Annotated in this window: 19 protein-coding genes; 7 read left to right on the plus strand and 12 right to left on the minus strand. The window is 52.5% G+C overall.

Annotation, left to right across the window (positions count from 1 at the left end):
• Positions 1-80: 80 nt before the first annotated feature.
• From V4U84_RS19300 to V4U84_RS19315, 4 genes are all read right to left on the minus strand, one after another.
• Positions 81-932 carry a MerR family transcriptional regulator gene (locus tag V4U84_RS19300; protein WP_334077770.1) on the minus strand — a complete coding sequence of 284 codons (852 nt, stop codon included), beginning with the start codon at positions 930-932 and terminating at the stop codon, positions 81-83.
• Positions 933-1,000: 68 nt separating this feature from the next.
• A complete protein-coding gene (locus V4U84_RS19305; RefSeq protein WP_334077785.1) occupies positions 1,001-1,834 on the minus strand; it encodes a pentapeptide repeat-containing protein in 834 nt (277 codons plus the stop codon).
• Entirely contained in the window at positions 1,723-2,526 is an 804-nt protein-coding gene (locus V4U84_RS19310; protein ID WP_334077771.1) for an RNA polymerase sigma factor, read from the minus strand. Before V4U84_RS19310 ends, V4U84_RS19305 begins: the two co-directional genes overlap by 112 nt.
• A gap of 497 nt (positions 2,527-3,023) precedes the next feature.
• Positions 3,024-4,079 (minus strand): DUF1963 domain-containing protein, encoded by a 1,056-nt coding sequence (locus tag V4U84_RS19315; RefSeq protein WP_334077772.1) that lies wholly within the window; start codon positions 4,077-4,079, stop codon positions 3,024-3,026.
• A 174-nt stretch (positions 4,080-4,253) separates the two neighbouring features.
• Here V4U84_RS19315 and V4U84_RS19320 point away from each other — a divergent pair, with 174 nt between their 5' ends.
• On the plus strand, positions 4,254-4,823 hold the full coding sequence (locus tag V4U84_RS19320) for a thymidine kinase (RefSeq protein ID WP_334075843.1): 570 nt from the start codon (positions 4,254-4,256) through the stop codon (positions 4,821-4,823).
• 112 nt (positions 4,824-4,935) lie between these two features.
• Here the strand turns inward: V4U84_RS19320 and V4U84_RS19325 are convergent, their stop codons facing one another.
• From V4U84_RS19325 to V4U84_RS19345, 5 genes are all read right to left on the minus strand, one after another.
• Positions 4,936-5,745 (minus strand): hypothetical protein, encoded by an 810-nt coding sequence (locus V4U84_RS19325; protein WP_334077773.1) that lies wholly within the window; start codon positions 5,743-5,745, stop codon positions 4,936-4,938.
• A 434-nt stretch (positions 5,746-6,179) separates the two neighbouring features.
• Entirely contained in the window at positions 6,180-7,463 is a 1,284-nt protein-coding gene (locus V4U84_RS19330) for a cytochrome P450 (RefSeq protein ID WP_334077774.1), read from the minus strand.
• Between the two features lie 118 nt (positions 7,464-7,581).
• Positions 7,582-8,289, minus strand: coding sequence for a hypothetical protein (locus V4U84_RS19335; protein ID WP_334077775.1), 708 nt, complete (start codon positions 8,287-8,289; stop codon positions 7,582-7,584).
• Positions 8,286-8,744: a flavodoxin gene (locus V4U84_RS19340; protein WP_334075847.1), complete on the minus strand. Its 459-nt coding sequence runs from the start codon at positions 8,742-8,744 to the stop codon at positions 8,286-8,288. The genes V4U84_RS19335 and V4U84_RS19340 overlap by 4 nt, the downstream gene beginning before the upstream one ends.
• Before the next feature lie 188 nt (positions 8,745-8,932).
• Positions 8,933-10,342, minus strand: coding sequence for a deoxyguanosinetriphosphate triphosphohydrolase family protein (locus V4U84_RS19345; protein ID WP_334075848.1), 1,410 nt, complete (start codon positions 10,340-10,342; stop codon positions 8,933-8,935).
• A gap of 511 nt (positions 10,343-10,853) precedes the next feature.
• On the opposite strand from V4U84_RS19345, the gene V4U84_RS19350 reads away from it, so the two are divergent.
• Positions 10,854-12,047 (plus strand): VanZ family protein, encoded by a 1,194-nt coding sequence (locus V4U84_RS19350; protein WP_334077776.1) that lies wholly within the window; start codon positions 10,854-10,856, stop codon positions 12,045-12,047.
• A gap of 192 nt (positions 12,048-12,239) precedes the next feature.
• On the opposite strand, the gene V4U84_RS19355 is transcribed toward V4U84_RS19350, so the two are convergent.
• Together V4U84_RS19355 and V4U84_RS19360 are read right to left on the minus strand one after the other, a co-directional pair.
• A complete protein-coding gene (locus V4U84_RS19355; protein WP_334075850.1) occupies positions 12,240-13,031 on the minus strand; it encodes an exodeoxyribonuclease III in 792 nt (263 codons plus the stop codon).
• A gap of 154 nt (positions 13,032-13,185) precedes the next feature.
• Positions 13,186-13,512: an antibiotic biosynthesis monooxygenase gene (locus V4U84_RS19360; protein WP_334075851.1), complete on the minus strand. Its 327-nt coding sequence runs from the start codon at positions 13,510-13,512 to the stop codon at positions 13,186-13,188.
• Between the two features lie 210 nt (positions 13,513-13,722).
• Here V4U84_RS19360 and V4U84_RS19365 point away from each other — a divergent pair, with 210 nt between their 5' ends.
• The 4 genes from V4U84_RS19365 to V4U84_RS19380 all read left to right on the plus strand — a co-directional run bounded on the left by V4U84_RS19365 (position 13,723) and on the right by V4U84_RS19380 (position 17,214).
• Positions 13,723-14,052: an ArsR/SmtB family transcription factor gene (locus V4U84_RS19365; protein WP_334075852.1), complete on the plus strand. Its 330-nt coding sequence runs from the start codon at positions 13,723-13,725 to the stop codon at positions 14,050-14,052.
• Positions 14,053-14,096: 44 nt separating this feature from the next.
• Positions 14,097-15,902 (plus strand): SulP family inorganic anion transporter, encoded by a 1,806-nt coding sequence (locus V4U84_RS19370; RefSeq protein WP_334077777.1) that lies wholly within the window; start codon positions 14,097-14,099, stop codon positions 15,900-15,902.
• Between the two features lie 160 nt (positions 15,903-16,062).
• Positions 16,063-16,653 carry a TetR/AcrR family transcriptional regulator gene (locus V4U84_RS19375; RefSeq protein WP_334075854.1) on the plus strand — a complete coding sequence of 197 codons (591 nt, stop codon included), beginning with the start codon at positions 16,063-16,065 and terminating at the stop codon, positions 16,651-16,653.
• 18 nt (positions 16,654-16,671) lie between these two features.
• Positions 16,672-17,214, plus strand: a complete 543-nt coding sequence (locus V4U84_RS19380; RefSeq protein WP_334075855.1) for an HXXEE domain-containing protein — start codon at positions 16,672-16,674, stop codon at positions 17,212-17,214.
• A gap of 685 nt (positions 17,215-17,899) precedes the next feature.
• Here the strand turns inward: V4U84_RS19380 and V4U84_RS19385 are convergent.
• Positions 17,900-20,977, minus strand: coding sequence for an alpha-amylase family glycosyl hydrolase (locus V4U84_RS19385; protein ID WP_334077778.1), 3,078 nt, complete (start codon positions 20,975-20,977; stop codon positions 17,900-17,902).
• Between the two features lie 397 nt (positions 20,978-21,374).
• On the opposite strand from V4U84_RS19385, the gene V4U84_RS19390 reads away from it, so the two are divergent.
• On the plus strand, positions 21,375-21,632 hold the full coding sequence (locus V4U84_RS19390) for a GlsB/YeaQ/YmgE family stress response membrane protein (RefSeq protein WP_334075857.1): 258 nt from the start codon (positions 21,375-21,377) through the stop codon (positions 21,630-21,632).
• Positions 21,633-21,639: the final 7 nt, after the last annotated feature.

Here is a 21,639-nt window from a genome sequence, read left to right on the forward strand (position 1 = left end):
TCGATTTTCGAGAGGATCATTTTTCGCATAATAGCGGCTGCCACAGCCGTTAGACTTCCGACGGACGCGGTACCAGCCACTCAACTAAGAGGTACAGAGACTGCGGCGCACAGTTTAGTCATAAACTCGGAGGGATGAAGACTGAGATCGGGACGAATCTCTTTCCCGTTGTATTCGGACGGAACCAGCCCTTGTTCATAGATTTCCATAAATTCGCCAACCCGGGTGAAACTTCGTTCTTCGATCCATCGGCACAACTTTTCGTATCCCGCGCCCAGTTCGGAATAAGGCCCCCGGATGTCTATGCAGGCGTAGGTTCCCTGCGGCAACATCTTGCAGCCGCTGATCCGAGGCTTATCCTCAACGGGCATAAGCAGCTCGACATCCGCTGCCCCCTGATCCAAACCTCTCGCATGGAAAATCGCCATCATTTTACCGGCAACGGTTAAGTTGAACGCGTAAACCCGGTCAAATAAATCCTTGACCAGATGATCGATCAAGGCCGGCTTGATCTTGTTCCGGATCGTATATACCCGGATGGCTTTACGTTCCTCCAGGTAACATTCGGACATCGGAGGACCCGGGAGCAGGCAGGCCTCCTGCGTCACTTGTCCGTTTAACCGGTGAAGTTCTTCCATTTGTTCATCCAGTTGTTTTCTCCGACACTCAAGCTCGCGAAGCTTCTCCTCAAATAAGCGGCTCCACTGCTCTTGATCCGGGTTTTCCATAAACTCCCTAATGCTGGCCAGAGAAAATTCGCAGCTTTTGAGCAGCACAATTTTTTTAACGGTTTGTATTTTGTCATAATCGTAATACCGGTAATTCGTGACAGGGTCGATGATAGAGGGTTCAAGCAGCCCGATGTCGCTATAATAGCGCAGTGTTTTAACCGGAACGTTACAGATTTCCGCAAACTTTCCTATTGAGTACATCGTAAAAGCCTTCCTTTCAGAGATCGCTGTTCGGAGTAACCCCCGCGCGGCGACTGACGACGTTCCTATTATTTAGAAGGCCCGCCCGACGCCAGCCAATGGAAAGGGCGGGAAATCCCGCCGGGAAGCTTCGTCCCCGCGTCGCCTTTGGCCGCATTCACCTGGAATTGGGTGAGAAAAAGACTTTCCCTCAAGTCGGCTCCCCGGATATCCGCATCGCGCAAGTCCGCACCGATCAAATCGGCCACCCGCAGATTCGCTCCCCGCAAGTCGGCCGCGATCAAGTAGGCGCCGCGCAAATTGGCGTACCTGAGATCGGCTCCCTTTAAATTCGCGCCGATCAGATCCGCGCCCCGGCCCGCTTTTTTGTGGGGCTTCCAGGGACCCTTATGGCGGCGAATAGCCCCGTTTCGCACCAGCTCGCTCGTCTGCAGCAGCAGCGCGTTGACTTCCGCGCGATGGGCCGCCACGTCCAGCTTGATCAGCGCTTCCGGGTCAAGCTCCGTCAGCCGCTTCGTCTCCTCCAGCGCGGAGGTGAGCTCCCGGTGAATCGACAGCGTCTCCTGCCGTTCCAGCGCTTCCGTCAAATACCACAGCAGCTCATGCAGCTGGCGCATCACCGGAAACACCTCATACATCCGCCCGGCCGTTTCCGGTGCCTGCCGCCAGTCCCGTCCGCCGTAGGTCACCTGCGAGACCTGCTGGCCGGCACCGAAGCAATCGTACACCGTACAGCCGCGGAACCCCCGCTCGCGAAGCGTGCTGTGAATACCGCAGCGGAAGTCCTCCTTCAGGTTGGCGCAGGGCTGCCCGGCCTGCTTGTCGACGGCAAAATCGACGGAAGCCGCAAAGGGCAGCGCCACACAGCACAGCCCAAAGCAGCTTTCGCAATCCGCCTGCAAACGGAAACGGCTTTCGCCGGAAAATGAAGACGTTTGGGTTTTTGTTGATTTTTCAGACATTCATTTGTTCCTTCTTCCTGGACCTTAATCCTCTGATAACCTAGCCTAAATTTTATCGCAGCCCCGGAGAGATGAACAGAGAAAGTTTGCGGAAATCGCGGGTTGCTACTGAAACCAGGCTTCCACCTTAGGGCTGGCCGCCGGAAGGTCCATTCCTTTTTTCCAAACGAGAATGCGGTTCTTTCCCTCACCATAATAAAAAGCCCGAATTTCATGGTTCCCGCCGTATTTCGCTTGATAAATCTTATTTTCGACATCGATAACTTCATAGTAAGACTAAACACTTCCTTGTACGGCTCCTTTAGCCGATGCAGCGCTCTATGAATCCGCAGAGTTTCATCTTTGTTCAACAAGACGTCCTCCAGGTTCTCACGGGTAGACGAGAGGCCGGTGCAAAGCTCCGGCAAAAAACGCTTTTGTTTCTCAAGGTGGGAAAAATAAGTATGCTTGGCGATTTGGCAGAGCCACACGCTGAGCTTGCAGTTGCCTTTAAAGCCGTCGATCCCCTTAAGCGCTTTAAAAAACGTTTCCTGGGTAATTTCCTCGGACAGTTCCTCATTCCGGCTTAGTGAATATACAAACCGGTACACCTCGCGAAAACACTGGCGATAGATCTCTTCAAAGTCAGCCACTTGTTCACATCCTCACGACAATTAGACCGGCCAAACCGCAATTCGTTACAATTTTTTTCACTATATAAGTTGATTTAGAGAATTGACGCTAGTAAAAGTGAAATGGTTTCGGAAAACGTTGCCAACATCCACAATTGTAGATATAAAGCGTCACCTTCGACGCCGGCGTCTACACACTAACGGGAAAACCTCCCGTTAATTCACTGCACTTGGCCCTGAAGCCGGATTTAGCTGGAAAAGCTCCATCTATTTCCTGGCCCAATGGCCGATATCCACAATTTTGAGCGGATTAGCGGGATGTTTTCCAGCTAAATAGCCTCTGTGGCCGCATAGGCACCGAATTAACGGGAAGAATTCCCTTTAATTTGAACCAAACCATGAGCTGTAGGCCAAGAGTGTGAAAAGCCCCCCTCCCCCGCTGTCCAATAGGCAAATCAATAGTTCAAATAGTTCAACCTATATAACTAAAAAAGAGAGCCGGCATCCGGCCCCCTCATTTAACTTTGTTGGAATAGCGTAGCTGTCAGCTTGTCTTTTTCGCATAAAAACATATACAGGATTCCTTCGCCGTACTCCTCCAGTTCACTCCAATCCAGTTGAGCGATAAAGTGCATGCTCTCGCCGCAGCAAGGGCAAGCCGGATACTCCGCATCCTGAATCCAACTCGGATGCCCGCCAATTTGGGAATTCGTCTGGGTCAAGCCCCAAACCGCCGTATGAAAGATGAGACGCGGCTTGGCTTCCAACTCAAGCAATGGCCCGAAGTTCAGATATTCTTCACCGTAATCTCCCAAATCGATCTCCGGCATATATCCCGGCTTTTCATTGTACTCGCTCCAGCTTGCGACTCCCCGATCATCCGACTTCATAAAAATAGTGCTGTAGCAGCCACACCTCATACAGGTTTTAAAATGCAACCGTTCCTGCCGCAAGGACCAACCCGAGAGCGACGGATGGTGGGCATCTACGTCCATAAGAGTCGTCAGCTTACCGCCGCACCAAGGGCAGTTTTCACGATCCGGCAGCAAAAACTTGCCGGGTTCCCCGCTATCGAGCACTGCCGCGGACGGTTCCTTCCTCCTTAGGATGGCATAGGCGGGGCTTCGGATCAGATCCACACGCGTCCCGTCTTGGCCGAGCTCCCATCCGGCCGCATATGTATATTGTTCCGGAGGAACAGGCAGCTCTTCCGCCCAGGAAGGGGGATTTTTCCTCCACTCTTGAAACCGGGTTACCACTACCGTATCACCAATCCAGCTTAAAGCCGGCAGCAGGAAGTCGAAATTTTCAACGTCCCATTCCAGCTGTTGAAGCAATCGATCCCGCACCTCCGGTCCGGCATCTTTAAACAGGATCCCGGGATAATACATCCCATGCTCTATAAGTTTGGGCAGAGAGCGCGAAATATTATATTCTCTGTAACAGACCAGGGAAGATAATAGTTCCCTACACATCTCCTCATCTCCGGAGACCAATTGTTCCAGCGCCTCATCAAGTATTTTATCCGCTTCCGTTAAAGATACAAATAACTCCTCATTTCTTACATCTGTCATCGGCTTACCTTCCTTTAATTTTCTTTTGCAATCTGTATTCCATTATAATCCAATCCCTGGAAATAAGCTTTAGGGGCAAGGCGGAAATTTGCAATTCGGGACCAACGCCCTGCTTGATTTATGATAGAATGGTCATGCTATATCGAAATGATCTAAAGAGAGGAACGTCCCACATTGGCACAATTGTTTTACAAATATGGAGCGATGAACAGCGGCAAATCGATCGAAATTTTGAAGGTGGCCCACAATTACGAGGAACAGAACAAACCGGTCCTTATTTTTACGTCAGCGTTGGATAACCGCGATGAAGTGGGTTACGTCTCTTCCCGCATCGGATTGCGCAGGGAAGCGATCCCAATCGATGAGGAGACGGATATTTTCGGCATCGTCCAAAATCATACCCCCAAGCTCTATTGCGTGCTGATCGATGAATGCCAATTTTTAAGCGAAGGCAGCATCCGGCAATTGGTGCGCATCGTCGATGAGCTGGACATCCCGGTCATGGCGTTCGGACTGAAGAACGACTTTCAGAACCACCTTTTTGAGGGAAGCCGGCAACTGCTCATATATGCGGATAAAATCGAGGAAATGAAGACGATCTGCTGGTTCTGCGCGCGGAAAGCCACCATGAACCTGCGGGTGGAAAACGGCAAGCCCGTCTACACCGGCGAGCAAATCCAAATCGGAGGCAACGAATCGTATTATCCGGTATGCCGGAAATGCCATGCGAACCCTCCGCTGTAGCTAAACTGCCTCTTCTGCCGGGCAGGCACTCAGATAAAGGGAGGCAATCCCCGTTATACGGATTACCCTTTTGGGCAGCTTGTCCTCCCAAAAATGCGTGCCTGCCGGGTGGTTATAAATAGAAGCCAATATCTGTTTTGCGCTTATGATTTAAACTATATAAAGCGTATATTGAGCTGTAATCCGTCCCAAACGCGAGCGACGGTGTTGTCAGAAGTTCTACTAACGGAGGTGAAAAGGGAAGCTTCATCCCCCGTAATGCACCAAAATCGCGGCTCGTCTCCATACTATGTTTCAAACCGGCTTCTTCAAAGTCATCTTTTTGCTCTGACGGTCCGTCGCAGACGGTGTGATGATACCCAATTTCTCCGTTCTCCTTAATAGTGACCAATTGGGACATGCTTTCAACGGATTCCGGATCTATGGCTGCATTTAGGCGAATATCGTCATCAAAATATTTTTTAACCTTGGCTGCGATCTGTTTCGCGTATTCTGAATCCGAGTTCATTTTCTCTTGAACCTCCGGATGTATGATCACAACGTGGGCACCGCTCGGTATTTTTTCAAGATCTTGCTGCACCCAGGGTTCATAGCCTGAGGCCAGACGAGTTTTGGGCTTCCATGAGCTTAGTTCATTGATCGTATTTTCATCGACGGTGTCCTTAAATAGCTTAGACGTCGGAAAGTCCAGTCTCTCCCAGTATTTAAACCGGGATGCATCCAAAACATGATATTTCAGATCAGGATAGATTTCTTTTAAACTATGCTCAGCGCTAACGAATGTACTTTTGTTATTTGCATTTTTCAAAGTGGTACCCAGTAACTCCCGAAAGTCGGGCTCAAACCTCGAATTCTCAATTGGATTATTCGAGTAGTTAAGCGCATTCAGATAATCCCTTGCCCCAACCTCGTATATATTCACTTCCCTTGCCTCCCTTATCCGATAGTCCCCTTATGTCATTAACTTCTACTCCTACCCATATGTATCGACCAAATTCCAAGATTTATGAGATAAATCCACCAAATATTTCCTAATTAAGTTAGACGACGGCCAATTCGGCTCTCACTTACGGAAGCCATAGCCGCTATTTCGACCGCTCCAGCCCAATTGGCTTTCTAACCGGACGAAATAGCTGCTATTTCGTTAAATTGAGGTCATTTTGCCGGGGATCAGCACAAATAGGTGCTATGATTTCCGTTAGCCTCGTGACTTCCGCTAGAGCCTGCAACCACCGCTAGAGCCCGCGATCTCCGCTAGAGTGACTTGCGCTGCACCGGGGCCCGCGATTTCCGTCAGGGCTAACGCAATAGCAGTCTGCGCCATACTGACGAAGGAGCGGCATAATATTCCGCCCCTTAGCCCCCTGCCCACTTCACCTCACTAATCACGAACCGGCTTTCCGGCATCGCCGGCATCCGGGACAGCTTGAGGTTCAAGTCCTGCTCGGGCACCGTGTAAGTGACCCGGTTCACCAGAAAGTCCAGGCTCACTCTCATCATATCGATCGTGAGCCATTCCCCGGCGCAGCGGTGGCCGGTATAATGATCCCCACCGCCTTGGGGGATCAGATCGAACGGACCGCCTTCCCAGGAGCGAAAACGCTCCGGCCGGAAGGTTTCGGGATCCTCCCAGAGGGCGGGGTCCCGGTTGGTTCCGTAAAGGTCCAGCAGAACCATCGTTCCCTCCTTGAATTCGCAGCCCCGCCAGACAAAATCCCGGCTTACCACCGCTCCAAGCATCGGAGTGAACGGGTAAAACCTCCGGACCTCTTGAACAAACCACTGAGTGTAATCCCCGTGCCCATCCCCGTCCACCTTCATTCTCAGCTTGTCCGCACATGCCGGGTAATCATGCAGCGCCATGGCGCTGAACATGACATACCAGCTAATCGCGACGATCGGCCGCAAAATATTGATCAGCTCCACTGCCGCCACCTTGGCGTCGAGCAATTGGCCGTCCAAGCCGCGGTGCCAAGCCATCGCGTGTGCCGCCGTTTCCTCCGGCACCTGACGCAGGCCGTCACGGATCTCGCCGATCAGCTCCGCGATCCGCCGTTCCGCCTTGGCGCGGGCTTGTCTTCCCCGCCGGTGCCGCAGGCCGACCGCGCCGAACGCGTCGACCATCTCGATGTATTCCTGGCCGCGCTCCTGCACCTCGTCTTCGTCCAACGGCACACCGGCCCATTCATAGGCGGAACGGCACAGCACATCCCTCGCCTCGTCGAACAAAACGACCGCTTCTCTCCCGATCCAGCGTTCCGCGGCGTCCAGCCACGCCTTCTCCGCGATCCCCTCCAACTGCTTCAGGCGCTCCGGCGTCATCAGGTCCATAAAAAGCCGCTTCCGGTGGGCATGCTCCTGGCCATCCAGCGTCTGCACCCCCCCCTGGCCGAACAAGGATTTTTGTATCCGCTTCGGGATCGCGCCCTGCCGGTGAAAACGGTCGGTATCGTAAAACAGTCTGGCCGCTTCCTTCCCCCCCATGCAAATGGCCGGCTTGCCAAGCAGCCGCGTCTCAAAAATATCGCTGCCAAACGCTTTGCGCCGGTTAAAAATAAACTCATATCCCTCAGTCATCAGAGCCACACTGCTGTCCAACGTTTTTTCATGCGGTACGGACTCTCGCTCAAACTCACTCATTTTGGCCGTTCTCCCTTCATGGCATCGCTTCTTTTATATCTTTACCGCTTCCTGCCATCCGGTAATCACTGTCCCCAAAATTCTGCTCAGCCGGCAAGCTCAAGTGACCTTTGGTTCTTCACGCTTCCGCAGGTGCCTGGCATTCCACTTTGCCTTCCCGCTTGTCCGCTTTCTCGGTCCCGCTTCGGGCATCCACCGTTTCCGCCAGCAACCGCACATAATCGAGCGATTTCTGCAGATCCAGCATCTCCCTTGTAAAAATATACTTTCGCTCATCCAGCAGCGCATGTACTTCAATTTTACCGGGCGGCTCGCCGTAAGCGCTGTGCCAGAACACATGGGCGGTATGGACAAACGCTTTGACAAGTTCCTCGTTATTTTCCACTAAAAATTTCTGCACCTTTACTTGATTCGGCCCGCCTCCACTTTCGCTTTTCCAAACGGCCTGGAAGATGACGGACAATTGTACGTCCAGTTCCGTCACCTGCGTCTCCCAATTCTCGTATAGCGCTAAAGGGTACTCGTAAATCATTTCCCCCGTGATCCGCGTTAATTGCGCCACGATACGGTTATATACCCGCCAATAATGAAGCGGGTCTTTAAAATCGGCCCTGCTGCGCGGCCAACGCCGATTGAGCAGCACTTGGATCGGCGTATGGACCCGAACGGCCGGATCCATGGTGAAATAATCATTGACCGCATGACCTACGGCGTATTGTACGCGATGCTGCCAGGTTATTTTGGGCTGAGCAGCGTCACGGCTTCCCCAGTCGGTCTGCGACCTGATCCATTCATCCAATACATAATCCACGATGCGCTTCGTCATTTCCTGGAAACCGCCTCCAGGCTTTTGGCAAATTTCAAGCCGAATTCGCGGCACAGCACTTTTTCCTCGGGACTTGGCCCATACTCCACTTTCAAGCTGTCCTGAACGATCGTTGCGCCGAGCTTCCTCAGTTGCTCCGCCAACTCGTCCACGGCCCCGCAGTATAACCGGTACGTCGTATCCCCGCTCCCAAAGACGGCGGCGGTGCTTCCTTGAAGCGGGATCTCCTCCATTTCTTCCGCAAAATCCATGAATTCGTCGGGCAATTCTCCATCTCCCCAAGTGTATGTCCCAAGCAGGAAAGCATCGTATTCCGTCAAGCGGAACGCACTGCAATCCTCCACCATTTTCAAATCGGCTGTCGCTCCGGCTTCACGAATCCCTTCGGCGATCAGTTCGGCCATCTCCTCCGTATTGCCGGTCAAACTGGCATAGACAATGATAATCTTGCTCATACTCCTCATCCCCTTATGGTGAGTAATTTAATATCCGAAGTATAGTTGATAATGATTATCATTGTCAATTGTGAATGGTTGCGAAACACCCTTTTTCTCAGTCCGGTGCCTTACGTTCCCACACAACAAAACCCGCCCATCGTCGCGGCAGACTTGAGCGGGTTTCATTTTCATACTGTACGCTTTTTTCAGTCCATATCGTAAATCGTTCCGACCTTTAGCCCGTACAGCTCGTTGTAGATCTTCTCGGCATAGGCATCCGTCATCCCGGCGATATAGTCGATGATCATATGTTCCCAGGTCCAGATCGGATCTCTCCGCTGCTGGTCCCGGTCGAATCTGCGCAGCCAGTCCCCGGGAATGATCGACTTCGAGGTGACCGGATCGACAAAGGCGTCCCACAGCCTCTTGATAATCCAGGCGCTGCGCTTCTGGAGCCGCTGAACCCGCAGGTCCCGGATCATGGTGACCCACGCGAAGCTCTTCAGAACGCTGACGGTCCGCAGCATATCTTCGTCTTCACGCCCTTCTTTTACAAACGTGACCTTTTTCCAGTTCCCGTCTTCGACAACACCAAGGCTCCCTACAAAAAGACTGACCCAGTAAGCTTTCACTTCACGGCGGGTCCGCGAGTAATCGTGGTCGCAGATCGGCATTTTGGCATTCCATACGTTGAGAAAAGAAGAGAGAACCTCCTCCACCTTGACCTGAATCAGCGCAGGTGCCCATCCCTTCCAGAAGAAGTCGTCCAACGTCAAAATTTTCTCGACAATCAGCCGCTGAATATGCGAATCGAACAAAAAATGCTCATGGACTTCGATCTTTCCGGCTTTGATGCCGTCTTCGAGATCATGCGCGGAATAGGCGATATCGTCGCACAGATCCATCAATTGGGCCTCGAACGTCTTCTTCCCGGCCGGCATTCCCCACAGGTCCCGGATATGGGAAATATACTGCCACTCGTGCCGGTAAAGTCCCTTTACGTTTTCCGTTCCGGGAAATGGATACTTGTTCGTGCCGAGCAGGACGGCGTCGGACAAGTTCAGCCCGTCGATATTTTCCCGCTTCTCCAGGAACATCATCAAGCGGAAATTGTGGGCATTGCCTTCAAAATGCTCATACTTATGCCGCATCTCCCGCCGGATCGTCTCCTCTTCCCCCGGTGCCGCATTGCGTTCCTTCATCGCCTCCCGGACCTTCTCGCCGATAAGGTTATTCAGAATGTGCTGCAGCACTTCTTCCCCTTTATGCCCGAATGGCGGGTGGCCGAAATCATGGGAGATTGCGGCGCATTCCACAACCTCGGGATCGATGATCAGGCCCGGATGCTCCGCCGTCTCCGCCGCCAGGGCCGGATAGGCCCGCAGCAGGCTGCGTGCCGCCTCCCTGGCGATTTGCGCGACCTCCAGCGAATGGGTCAGCCGCGTCCGGTAATAATCGCCGGTCCCCGCGCCAAAAACCTGCGATTTTCCCTGAAGCCGCCGAAAGGTCGGCGAGTGGATCAGCCGGGAATAGTCCCGCTCGAACGTCGCGCGATTCGTTTCATGCCCGATATTATCGGGATACTGCCGGTGTTCTCTCAATTCCTGAATATTCATGTTGCCGCACTCCTTTTCTCTATATAAGCTGCATCAGGCCAGATGCGGAATTTAACGGGACAACCTCCCGTTAAATTCGCCGCTCTTGGCCTTTGAATTCAATTAACTGGAAAAACACCATCTATTATACGCCCCAACCTCAGAACCACGCCATTTCTGGCCGTATAGCGGGACTTTTTCCAGGTAATTCGCCCCAGCCACCGCGTAAGCAGCAAATTACCGGGAAGCATTCCCGTTAATTTGAGCCAAAGAGTTCCCTGTTGGAAGGAGCCCCCTGCTTTATGCTATTGTAGCCGCCAATGGTTCTTACCGTCTACTTGATCGCCATCTTTGTCTTTTGCCGATATCGTCTCGGAAGGCTATACCGCCGGGGCTTCCCCGGAACGAGCTCAAGCTTTGGCTTAATAAGCCAAAGTTTTTTATATTTAAACTAAACTTAAACCAGGTTGCATTCGTCGTATGATAAGATAATACAATCGAGAATTTGATGATACCGGAGGTTCTTTTTATAATGATCCAATCCTACTTGTTCCCCATATCTTATGCCTTTATGGCGTTTCCTTTCGCGGCGCTGCTGTTTACGCTGCCTTTCCTTGTGGTCCAATACCGCCGGCACGGATATATCAACAAAGTCCGCGCGTTCGTTTTATATCTGTTTCTGCTGTATTTGATGAACGCGGTCTTTCTCGTTATGCTGCCGTTTCCGTCGACCCGCCACAATCCTTCGCTTGCCGGAGGGGCCGTCCAAGGGATTCCCTTTAATTTTATCCAGGACATTCTAAAAGAAACGACGGTCGTCAAAGGGGAGCCCTCCACCTATTGGCGGCTGATCAAAGAGCGGGCTTTCCTTCAGGTCGTGTTTAACGTGTTCCTGACCATTCCGTTCGGGATGTTTATCCGCTACTATTTTCGTTCCGGAGCCTTCCGGTGTTTAATACTGTCCTTTCTGCTGTCCCTATTCATTGAAATTACACAGCTCACCGGGATTTACGGCGTGTTCGATCATGCTTACCGGGTGTTTGATATCGACGATCTGATGACCAACACGCTGGGCGGGATGATCGGTTTTCTCGCCGCGGAATGGCTGTCCGGGCTTCTCCCCCGAATCGAACACTTGGACAAAAACATCGACCTGTCCACCAAAAGAGTCTCCTACACCCGGCGCGGGCTGGCGTGGATGTTTGATATTTTTCTCTGCGTCCTCCTCACGACCGTTTGCTACCAGTTGGGAATCCCGGGCCCCTATTTCGTGGCGACGGGGCTGTATTTCATGCTGCTGCCTTATTTGACCGGCGGCTGCACGTTCGGCAAATGGCTGGTGCGGATCCGGTTGACGGCCACGGTGCCGAAACCCGGCCAAAACGCGGAGGAATCGGGCATCCTGGCGGCATTGCAACATTTCCGTACCAAGGAGAACGATTCCGAATCCGTTTCGCTGGTTGCCCTCATAGTCCGCTACGGTTTGCTTTACTGGGTGATTATCGGGCTGAATTATACGGTCGTCCTTGCTCCGGGATCGTTGGGCGGATTGTTGAGATGGGTCGTGGCCATGTTCGTCCTGATCCTGGACGGGTGGTTTTTTATCCATTTCGTCAAGCATTTGCTCAAGAAAGACTCCACACTGTTCTATGAAAAAATAAGCGGCACACACCATCGCATCCTGTTCAAGCAACCTGCGGCCGAATCGGACGCCTCCCAAAGTTAACAAGGCGAAACGAAACGCCCCTTCCCAAAAGGAAGCGGGCGTTTCTTGTCCTGCAGATATGTACGGATATTAAAAAACGTTATCGAGATTAAAGGGCGTTCCCGGTTCAAAGTTTTGTTAGTCTTTTGCATCGATCGTTCAATAAACCAACCCCATCAATTCACCCCCTTAAGTTCAATTTATATAGCTATCTTAGACCTTGTTAATATTAACCATATGGGAAAAAGACTCGGGCGTCGTTTCCAGGATCACCGGGCAATGATCGCTTCCCATGATATGGCAATCGATCCGTGCATCCGCAAGATAGGGCGCTAGCCGGGCGGAAGCCAAAAAATAATCGATCCGCCATCCGACGTTCCGCTCCCGCACTTTGGGCATGTACGACCACCAGCTGTAGACGTTTTCCCGGTCGGGGTAAAAATGTCTGAATGTATCGATAAAGCCGGATTCCAACAGCTGCGTCATCTTGCCGCGCTCTTCGGGCGTGAATCCGGAATTGCCCTCGTTCGACTTCGGATTCTTCAAATCGATTTCCCGATGGGCTACGTTCAGATCGCCGCAGACGATCACCGGCTTGCGTCCATCCAATTTCACTAGAAAGTTGCGAAAGCGGTCCTCCCATTCGAGCCGGTAATCCAGCCGCGTCAAGTCGCGCTTGGCGTTCGGCGTGTAGACATTGACCAGGAAAAATTCAGCATATTCCAAAATGACCAGTCTGCCTTCAGGTTCTTCATTCTCTTCCATCCCGTAGCGCACCGACAGCGGCTGGATTCTGCTGTATACGGCGGTGCCGGAGTAGCCTTTCTTCTCCGCATAATTCCAATACTGCTTGTATTCTTCCCCAAGCTCCAGCGAGATTTGGCCTTCCTGCAGCTTGGTTTCCTGAACACAAAAAATATCCGCGTCCGCCTCCTTAAAGTAATCGTAGAAACCTTTATTCACACAGGCTCTCAGCCCGTTGACGTTCCATGAAACCAGCTTCATTTCTCTCTCCCTGCCGGGGGCTGGCGCCTGGCCGTACACCCCTGTTTTTTATAAAATTGTACCCTTTGTCCAAAAAAAACGTCAATCAACAAAAAAGCCGCCTCATGGCGGCAAAATGAATGAGGCCGGATTATTCGGCCCTAAAGGTTAGAGTTTAGCGGGAAGCCTTTCCCCGTTTCACGACTTCGGCATCGTACATTTTGACCTCCGTGCCGAGGACGAACGCCGGCGGCTGCTTACCGCGGTTTTCCTTGTGCCCTTGGATATGGGCATCGCTCTTCTCCCAGTTCTTCCAGGCCTCCTGCGATTCCCAGCGGATCACCACAACCACTTCTTCTTCCTCTTTGCTCTTGGTATTCACCATCACGCTGACATCGATTAATCCGTCCATTTCATGGAGCGGGCTCGGTTCGCTGAACCGGGCGACCACTTTATCGCTGTGGCCCTTTTCGATTCGCATCGTTCTCGTCATGACAAACAAGGATAACGCCTCCTTAAAATTACAAACACATCACTCTGCTAGTTTAATTGATAATAATTATCAATGTCAATTGATGGCGAGTTTGTTAGTACTTCTCCTATGAGCAGCATCACATTTTTTAAAACCGGCCCATGATACAATGTTGGCATTGTTCTCAATATTCAAATTTTTGAATATACGAAAATATAGACAAAGGAGGGGCTTCAATCGATGGACGTGAGCTTGCAGCAGTTTAAAGCCGAATTTTTCAAAGCGCTGGCCCATCCGATGCGTATTCGTATATTGGAGGTTCTATGCGAGGGGGAACGGAATGTCAATGAACTACAGACGATACTCGGTTCCGAAGGCTCGGCCGTATCCCAGCAGTTGTCCGTGCTCCGGGCCAAGAATCTGGTCAACACGGTAAAAGAAGGCACAACAGTCGTATACTCCCTCCGCGATCCTTTGATCAAGGATTTGTTGGCGGTGGCCCGGCAGATTTTTGACAACCATTTGGTGGAATCCATCTCCTTACTGGAAGGCATTCGTAAAGAAAAGTAAAATTATCCGACTTAAAAACAACATGCGGAAAAGAAGGGTTAGGAATGAAGTGGACAGGACGGTTTAGCGGGTATCAGGCAAGGGATTTGCGCCAGGATCTGATCTCGGGCTGTATTGTGGGGATTGTGGCGATCCCGCTCGGCATGGCGTTCGCTATCGCTTCGGGGGTCAAACCGGAGTATGGACTATATACAACGATCGTGGCCGGCATTCTCATCTCGCTGCTGGGGGGATCTAGGTTCCAGATCGGTGGACCGACCGGGGCATTCATTCCCATTCTGCTGGCGATCGTGCTTCAGTACGGTTACGAGAACCTGCTGATTGCCGGATTTCTTGCGGGAGTTATACTGCTGCTGATGGGCTTGTTCCGGCTGGGGGCCTTGATCAAGTTTATTCCCCGCCCCGTGACGATCGGCTTTACCGCAGGCATCGCCGTCACGATCTTTAGCGGGCAAATCGCCGGTTTTTTGGGGCTTGAAGGCGTCGAGCGGCACGAATACTTCCATGAAAGTATGCTCGAAATCGCCCGCCGGCTGTCTACCCTGAATATCTTCAGCGTGCTGACGGGCTGTATCTGTCTGGCCGCTTTAATTCTGACGCCGAAGGTCCTGCCGAAAGTGCCCGGATCGCTGGTCGGCATCATCGTGTCCACGCTGGCCGCGGCCTGGCTCTTTCCGGGGAAGGTGGCGACGATCGGCTCCGCCTATGGCACGATTCCCGGCGGCCTGCCCCGCCTCCATTCACTCGACCTGTCGTGGGATCATATCGGCAGTATGCTGCAGCCGGCCCTGATCATCGCGATGCTCGGCAGCATCGAATCTCTGCTCTCGGCCGTGGTTGCCGACGGAATGACGGGAACCCGGCATAACAGCAACCGGGAGCTGATCGGTCAAGGCATCGCGAACATCGTCACCCCGTTCTTCGGCGGCATTCCGGCCACCGGGGCGATCGCGCGGACGGCCACGAATATCCGAAACGGAGCGGTGTCGCCTTTTTCCGGCATCATCCACGGGGTGGTCGTGCTGCTGATCGTGGCGGTATTCGCGCCGTATGCTTCGAATATCCCGCTGGCCGCCATGGCGCCGATTCTCATGATGGTCGCCTGGAACATGAGCGAACGCAAATCGTTCGCCAAGCTGCTCCGGACGCGGACAAGCGACTCCGTCATTCTGCTGGTTACCTTTTTGCTGACCGTGTTCACCACCCTCACCACGGCCGTGGAAATCGGGCTCGTCCTTGCCGTGCTGCTCTTCATCAAGCGGATGAGCGATATGCTCACCGTCGATAAGGTGCTGCCGGATCCCGCCTCCAGCAAAAAGAAAGTGAGCGCACATACCGTTACCGAGGATCATGATTGCCCTCAGGTCTCTATCTTTACGGTGAACGGCCCACTGTTTTTCGGAGCCTCCCAAACCTTTGCCGATTTCGGTGTCCGGCTGGAGCGCCGGGAGCTTCGGGCCGTGATCTTCCGCATGAGCCAGGTGCCCCTGATGGACACGACGGGGGAAGCGAATTTTGCCTCGCTCGTGAAACGTCTGCAGACGGCAGGGGTGAGCGTCGTCGTTACCGGCTTGCGCCACCAGCCGCGCCGGTTGCTTCAAAAGACCGGTGCGCTGGAACTCATCGGCGAGGGGAATTTCTTTGAGCATACCGGCGAGGCGATAGAATATGTGCTGGGGCTGTTAAACAAGGACAAATGCCAAGGATGCCGGCACTTCGCCTTCAGCGAATGCGCGGGATTTTGCGGCCTGGCCGAGGTCCCAGCCACCATAACGGCTAAGGCTGCGGCGACGGCGACGGCGGCGGAACCAGCATTTCAACAGCAAAGGCCCAAGCCCTCGCTACGTTAGACTGGCGCTCTCAAAACGAGCATTTAACCGGGCTCCTTCCGAACCCGCCGATCCGGCTTGGGAACGGAAGGAGCTTTACCTTTTTCGTCCATTCGTTTATATTAATTTATAACTGATTAGTTAGTTATAATAAAAATATGAATGATCGGAGGCCGGAGAAATGCTTACCTCTAAAGGAGAAGCGAGTAAGAACAAGCTGCTGGCGGCGGCGGAGCAGCTTTTTGCCGACAAGGGCTATCACGCCGCGACCGTGAGTCAAATCGTTAAAACGGCCGGGCTCACTCAGGCCTCTTTTTACCAATACTTTAAGAGCAAGGATGAGATCCTGCAGGAGCTGCTTGGCAAATTTGAAGAACAGCTCCAACCGTTTACCGATGCGGGACGCGAGGCCGGAAACAAGTCCCCCGAAGCGCTGGAGGCGTTTGTCATCCATACTTTTACTGGACTGTTCAGCCTGCTGGGGCAAAACGTCAACCTCACCCGCATTGCGCTGCTCGAGTCGGAGGGAGGGGCTTCCCTCCGGGATTCCATTGTCCGGCAAATCAGCGGCAATATGCTCCGAAATCAACAGGCGAGGATCGTCAGCCCCAAGGTGGACCCCGAGCTCGCCGCGGAGTCGGTTGTCGCCTCGGTGGAACGACTGATTTACAAATACGGGACTGCCGGAGACAAGACTGCGGCGGAAATGGGTGAACAGTTGGGACGTTTGTTCCTGAACGGCATTTTGCTTCATCCGGCGAGTCATGCTTAATATATTGGGGGGATTCCCGTGAGTTTATTGCCTTTTTTGAACGAACATATTCAACTGGTCAGCCTGTTCTGGCTATTCCCGGTGACTTTCCTGTTCCATGACTTTGAAGAACTGCTCACCGTGGAGAAATGGGCCACCCGGCATCGCGATCATCTCGACGACACTTTACCCGATTTCTTTAAAAAAATTCTCGGCTCCTCCCTCCGCATGAACACGCTCCATTTCGCCAAAGATGTATTTGCGGTCTATACGATCATCGTCGTCGCAACGGGGCTGGCCGTCTTTTTTCACGTGTACCTGCTCTTCCTAGCGGCACTCCACCTCTACTTTCTTCATGTTTTCACCCATGTCGGGCAAGCACTATATTTAAAAAAATACACCCCCGGCGTGATTACCGCCGTTTTCCCCGTGCTCCCTTATTCGCTATATGCCTATTACCGTCTGCTCTCGGAAGGTGTCGTAGGCTTGGGGGACCTGATCTGGGCCTTGATCTTGATGCTGATTATCGTTCCGGTCGCTCTGTTTCTGCTGATCAGGGGAAGAAACCGCTATGCCGGATAATCCGCCTCCGCCATAGCGGCCTTTTGGGGCGCTACTTCGGCCCGATTCGGCTTCGGGGGAAAAATAGCGGTCAAAAAGGGCCTTGCCCTGATGCGGGCCCCGAAATCAGGGTTTGCATTCAAGGCCCTGAAGCTGCATCAAACCTGACAGAGTCCTGCCTATTTTGAAACTTGTCGCCTCGGTGTGGCGAGTTGGATCCAGCGCTCCCCATTTCCCTAACCGCCGGCGCATTTTAACGCTAACGGTTGCCACAGCCGTTATTTGCCCTAAAAACGCCGACTTCCCATTCTAACGGTCGCCACGGCGCTTATTTCGCATAAACAGGCTGTTTGGGCGAGAATCCAGGGAAATAACGGCGCTCACGACCGCTAGAATTTCGAAAGGGTTACTTTTCGTTAAATAGCGGCTGGTACAGCCGTTAGACTTCCCTCAGGCATTAGTACCAGCCGGAAAGCCTGACCTTTTGCAGGAATTCATTCTCGATTCCATCAATGCAGGTAAGGTAAGGTCTGTCTCAGATCGTGTGCGGGTTAGTGCCCAAAAGACCGTTAATGTGGCGGGCAGCACAGGCCCTTATTCATCTGCCCGGCTTCAAAGGGAAGCTGGCGCTGACAAATGAACCTTGGTGTAACTTAAAAGAACCCGTGTCTTTTAATGACACGGGCTCCTCGCATCTCCTAAGGAATTATGCCGCTTCCGCTCCCCGCTCTTCGGGAGAACTGCCTGGACCATCGGAGTCACCGGATTTTCCATTTGGAATATCAGGAGTATCCAATGCATCGGGGGCCGGGTCGATAGATTCCAAAGTCGAGGCATGGGGCACTCCTGACTGAATATCGCCATTCCCGTTGTATGTCCATGTTCCGGCGTTGAAGAGATAATTTCGTTGGTTGTTGCTGTCCCAGTTCGCCTTCCCATCGCTAAAGCAGGCCTCCAAACGCGAAGCCGTTCCGATATCGATGGTCAGCTTGCTGTATCCCGCAACCTCGGACGGCTCCATGGCCACCCCCGGCGCAGTCGTCCAGCTTCCGCCTTCCGGACGGTAATGGATAAACGGTGTGGTGAAGCCGTGCTTGTAGTAGACCGTCACCTTGTTGCCTCCGCTTCCGGCCGGCTCAGTGGTCACTTCCACCCTGTCGCTGACCGGCGACTCGTTGCCGGCGGCATCGCGCGCTTTTGCCGTGTACTGGTAAGCCGTCTCCGGTGTCAGCCCCGTATCCGTAAACGTTGTCTTTGAAGCGCTGCCTACCTTCACATTGTTGCGGTAGATGTCATACTCCGTTACCGCTACATTATCGGTAGAAGCGTCCCAACTTAACGTCACCGTCGTATCGGTAGTCCGGTCGGCTCTCAAACCGCCGGGAGCCGTAGGCGGCTCCGTGTCGCCAACCCCGTCCGGATTCGACTCATGCCAGGTTCCGTCGTACCAGCCTTCCGAGGTTCTTACGAATCCGTGCTGGCCTTTTCCGGGATTCTGCCTACCGTTGCTGTCCCGGAAAATCAACGTTGCACTGTCGACGCCATTGATGGTATAAGCATACCACTCTCCGCTCTCCTTGATCATCGCAGGAGACGTTGCCCAAGTGGGTTCTGTTACCTTGGGGATGGTATCGTAATAATACAATTGCGGCGCTCCCCAATCGGCCGGCTTCTTGAAGTGAACCGTCAAACCGCTGTTGGGGTCTTTTTTGGTATATTTAAACTCTTGCAGGGCGGAGCCGTGTTGATTTTCAGCGTATAATCGCAGCATGACCGAATCGCCAAACTCCATCGCTTCGCCGATCGTAATCTCCGTTCCGTTTGTGTAGCTGATCCCTTGTTTGGGATCGCTTCCGTCCAAGGTATACTTTCCGCTTTCGGCTTTATTGACACGCAGTTTGATTTCCAAAGTCTCGGTTTTGAAGCTGCCGCCCGCGGGAGAAGCGGACACGGCCGGCAAATCGGATTCCTTGATTTGCTCGATCAAGATGAGTCCATGGGCTCCCGGCGTGAGTGTGGCGACACCTCCGCTTACCAAGGCTTCATCCCCGGTATAGGCATCCCTGACGGTGGTTCCGTCCGGAAACACGGACGCCACGTTCACCTGGGTAGTCCCCGAAGCGCCTATGGCGACTACCACCTTGTCGGTAATCCCGTCTTTGTCATAAGTGCGCTTGAAGGTGTAGGGACTGTCGGCAATTTTGGCATGGCTCCCAGCTCCTACGGCAATATGTTGATTCCGGAATTGGCCTACCTTCTGCCAATGCGAAAGGACATTCTGATTGAGCTGATTCCAGTTCATCGAAGAGCGCGTCCCCTGTTGAGGATCCGAGCCGGTATCTCCGAAAGCCCTCGCCGCCTCGTCTCCATAGAACGTTTTCACTCCGCCCGGCAACAAAAGAAGCGCCGTGCCGGCTTGAATTAACCCTCCCCGATCGTACAGCTTAGTATCGTGCGAGGAAATATAGCTTAATACGTTAAACCCGGGATCATTATTGATCTTCGTGGCGTAATCGGCATAGATGCCTTCCAGGGAGTTTAAGTTCGCGCCTTGGAAGGAAAAGTTGATGATGGAATCAAATCCGTTGTTGAAATACTCGCTTTTGCCTACCCCATGCCCCCAGACTTCGCCGGTCATCCAAAAAGGATCGTTCCAATCGGCACCGGGTTTATCCGGATTGTTTTGTCTCCATTTTTGCAGAGCCGCATTGGTTTCACTCTTTAGCTGTTTCCACCGGTTGAGCTCCACATGCTTGGCCGTATCCGCTCTGAACCCGTCAATGCCAAACTCTTCTACCCAAGCTCCCAGCCACTTGATGACATAATCGGCCGGGGGAAGGCCCAGATCCTTCCGCAGGTTTTTGGCCGAAGGAACGATCCACGGCTCGTATCCGGCGGTTTCTTTGCCCCATTTTGTTTTCAGCAGGGTCGGGAGCCCGATATTGTTCGTCACGTTCGTGCGAAAATCAGGTAAATTTCCTACACATTGCGTGAGATCGCTACCTCCACAGCTCTCATAGCCGGCGATGCCCGCCCGAACCCAACCTCCCCACCATGTGGCCCAGGCCGGAGCATCGTTATAATTTACGTTATCGTGAAAGCTGTGCCAGGTTTGACCGCTTCCCGGCGTCCAGCCGGCCCCTATGTTGTTGCGGGCGCCAAAGCCATATTCCTCCATGTCTTTCAGGGTTCCGTAGCCCGGGTGGTTCAAAACGACGTCCAAAATGACCCGAATCCCTTTTTCATGCGCGGTATCCACAAATTCCCGCATATCTTCGACGGTACCCATATTTTTATCCATCATTGTAAAATCAAGCGCATAGTAACCATGGTACCCATAATGGGCGAAGTCCCCGCCGTTCCCGCCGCCGACCCAACCGTGGATCTGCTCGTAAGGGGCCGTAATCCAAATCGCATTGGTCCCCAGCTTCGTAAAGTATCCTTCATTCAGCTTCTCGGTCAGCCCCTTGAGGTCACCTCCATGAAATGTGCCGATATTCTTGCCGGTCGCGTCACGAGTAGGTCTGCCATAAGCGTTATTATTGCTTGGATCCCCATCCTTAAAACGATCGGTCATTACAAAGTAAACGTTTGCATTATCCCAGCTGAAGACAGCCGGTCCGGTCGGGCCCTCCGTCTCCGTAACCTTCTCCGCTAAAGCGCCCGCCCCCGCCTCCAAAGCATCCGCATACTGAACCGGTAAAACCTGTGAACCAAAGAATATTGTAATCAGGAATATAAAACTGAGAAAAAATGACGCACACCTGAGGGTCTTTTTCTTCACGCGTTTACTCCTTTCAAAATAAGTATTTTTTGTGCAAACGTTTGTATTTTTCGGAAAATGCACTCTTCGAAAAAAAGATTACTTTCTTAGCCATTGGAATATTAGGAAGTGCAAACGTTTGTTTTTTGGGGCATACTCACCTCCTGCTGTTCAACTTTGCAGCTCCGCAAAACAAAATTAAATATGTAAGCCCTTACAATATTCACGCTGTTAATTTTGTTTAATTTTGGAAGTTGCTAGCTGGATTGTAACATATCCCTCCGCACATGTATACTCTGTTTTTATGCAGCCAACTTCTTCATCCAATCCAGGCTCATTTTTTACCCGGTTGTTTAAAAACCCCCTCTTTGGTTAATAGTAATCGACAAGCAAATTAAACACATAAGAGGTGATACGAATGGGTTTCTTATGGTCCTTAATTATCGGTGGCGTTATCGGTTGGCTGGCAGGGTTAATTATGGGCAGAGATATTCCCGGCGGCATCATCGGTAATATCATCGCAGGCTTTATCGGCGCTTGGCTGGGCAGCCTGATTCTGGGCAACTGGGGTCCGGTCATCGGAGATTTCTACTTCGTTCCGGCTCTGATCGGTGCCGTTGTGCTTGTATTTATTGTCAGCCTGATCATGGGCTCAATGAGACGCGGGCGCTCGTAACTTAATG

Source organism: Paenibacillus sanfengchensis (assembly GCF_036864765.1).
In the GTDB taxonomy this organism is placed as follows: domain Bacteria; phylum Bacillota; class Bacilli; order Paenibacillales; family Paenibacillaceae; genus Fontibacillus; species Fontibacillus sanfengchensis.

Bases quoted from the DNA above. Each gene is read 5' to 3' on its own strand.
- V4U84_RS19300 (WP_334077770.1), bottom strand. From the start codon at position 932: ATGTACTCAATAGGAAAGTTTGCGGAAATCTGTAACGTTCCGGTTAAA.
- V4U84_RS19315 (WP_334077772.1), bottom strand. From the start codon at position 4,079: ATGACAGATGTAAGAAATGAGGAGTTATTTGTATCTTTAACGGAAGCG.
- V4U84_RS19330 (WP_334077774.1), bottom strand. From the start codon at position 7,463: ATGAGTGAGTTTGAGCGAGAGTCCGTACCGCATGAAAAAACGTTGGAC.
- V4U84_RS19335 (WP_334077775.1), bottom strand. From the start codon at position 8,289: ATGACGAAGCGCATCGTGGATTATGTATTGGATGAATGGATCAGGTCG.
- V4U84_RS19340 (WP_334075847.1), bottom strand. From the start codon at position 8,744: ATGAGCAAGATTATCATTGTCTATGCCAGTTTGACCGGCAATACGGAG.
- V4U84_RS19345 (WP_334075848.1), bottom strand. From the start codon at position 10,342: ATGAATATTCAGGAATTGAGAGAACACCGGCAGTATCCCGATAATATC.
- V4U84_RS19350 (WP_334077776.1), top strand. From the start codon at position 10,854: ATGATCCAATCCTACTTGTTCCCCATATCTTATGCCTTTATGGCGTTT.
- V4U84_RS19355 (WP_334075850.1), bottom strand. From the start codon at position 13,031: ATGAAGCTGGTTTCATGGAACGTCAACGGGCTGAGAGCCTGTGTGAAT.
- V4U84_RS19365 (WP_334075852.1), top strand. From the start codon at position 13,723: ATGGACGTGAGCTTGCAGCAGTTTAAAGCCGAATTTTTCAAAGCGCTG.
- V4U84_RS19370 (WP_334077777.1), top strand. From the start codon at position 14,097: ATGAAGTGGACAGGACGGTTTAGCGGGTATCAGGCAAGGGATTTGCGC.
- V4U84_RS19375 (WP_334075854.1), top strand. From the start codon at position 16,063: ATGCTTACCTCTAAAGGAGAAGCGAGTAAGAACAAGCTGCTGGCGGCG.
- V4U84_RS19390 (WP_334075857.1), top strand. From the start codon at position 21,375: ATGGGTTTCTTATGGTCCTTAATTATCGGTGGCGTTATCGGTTGGCTG.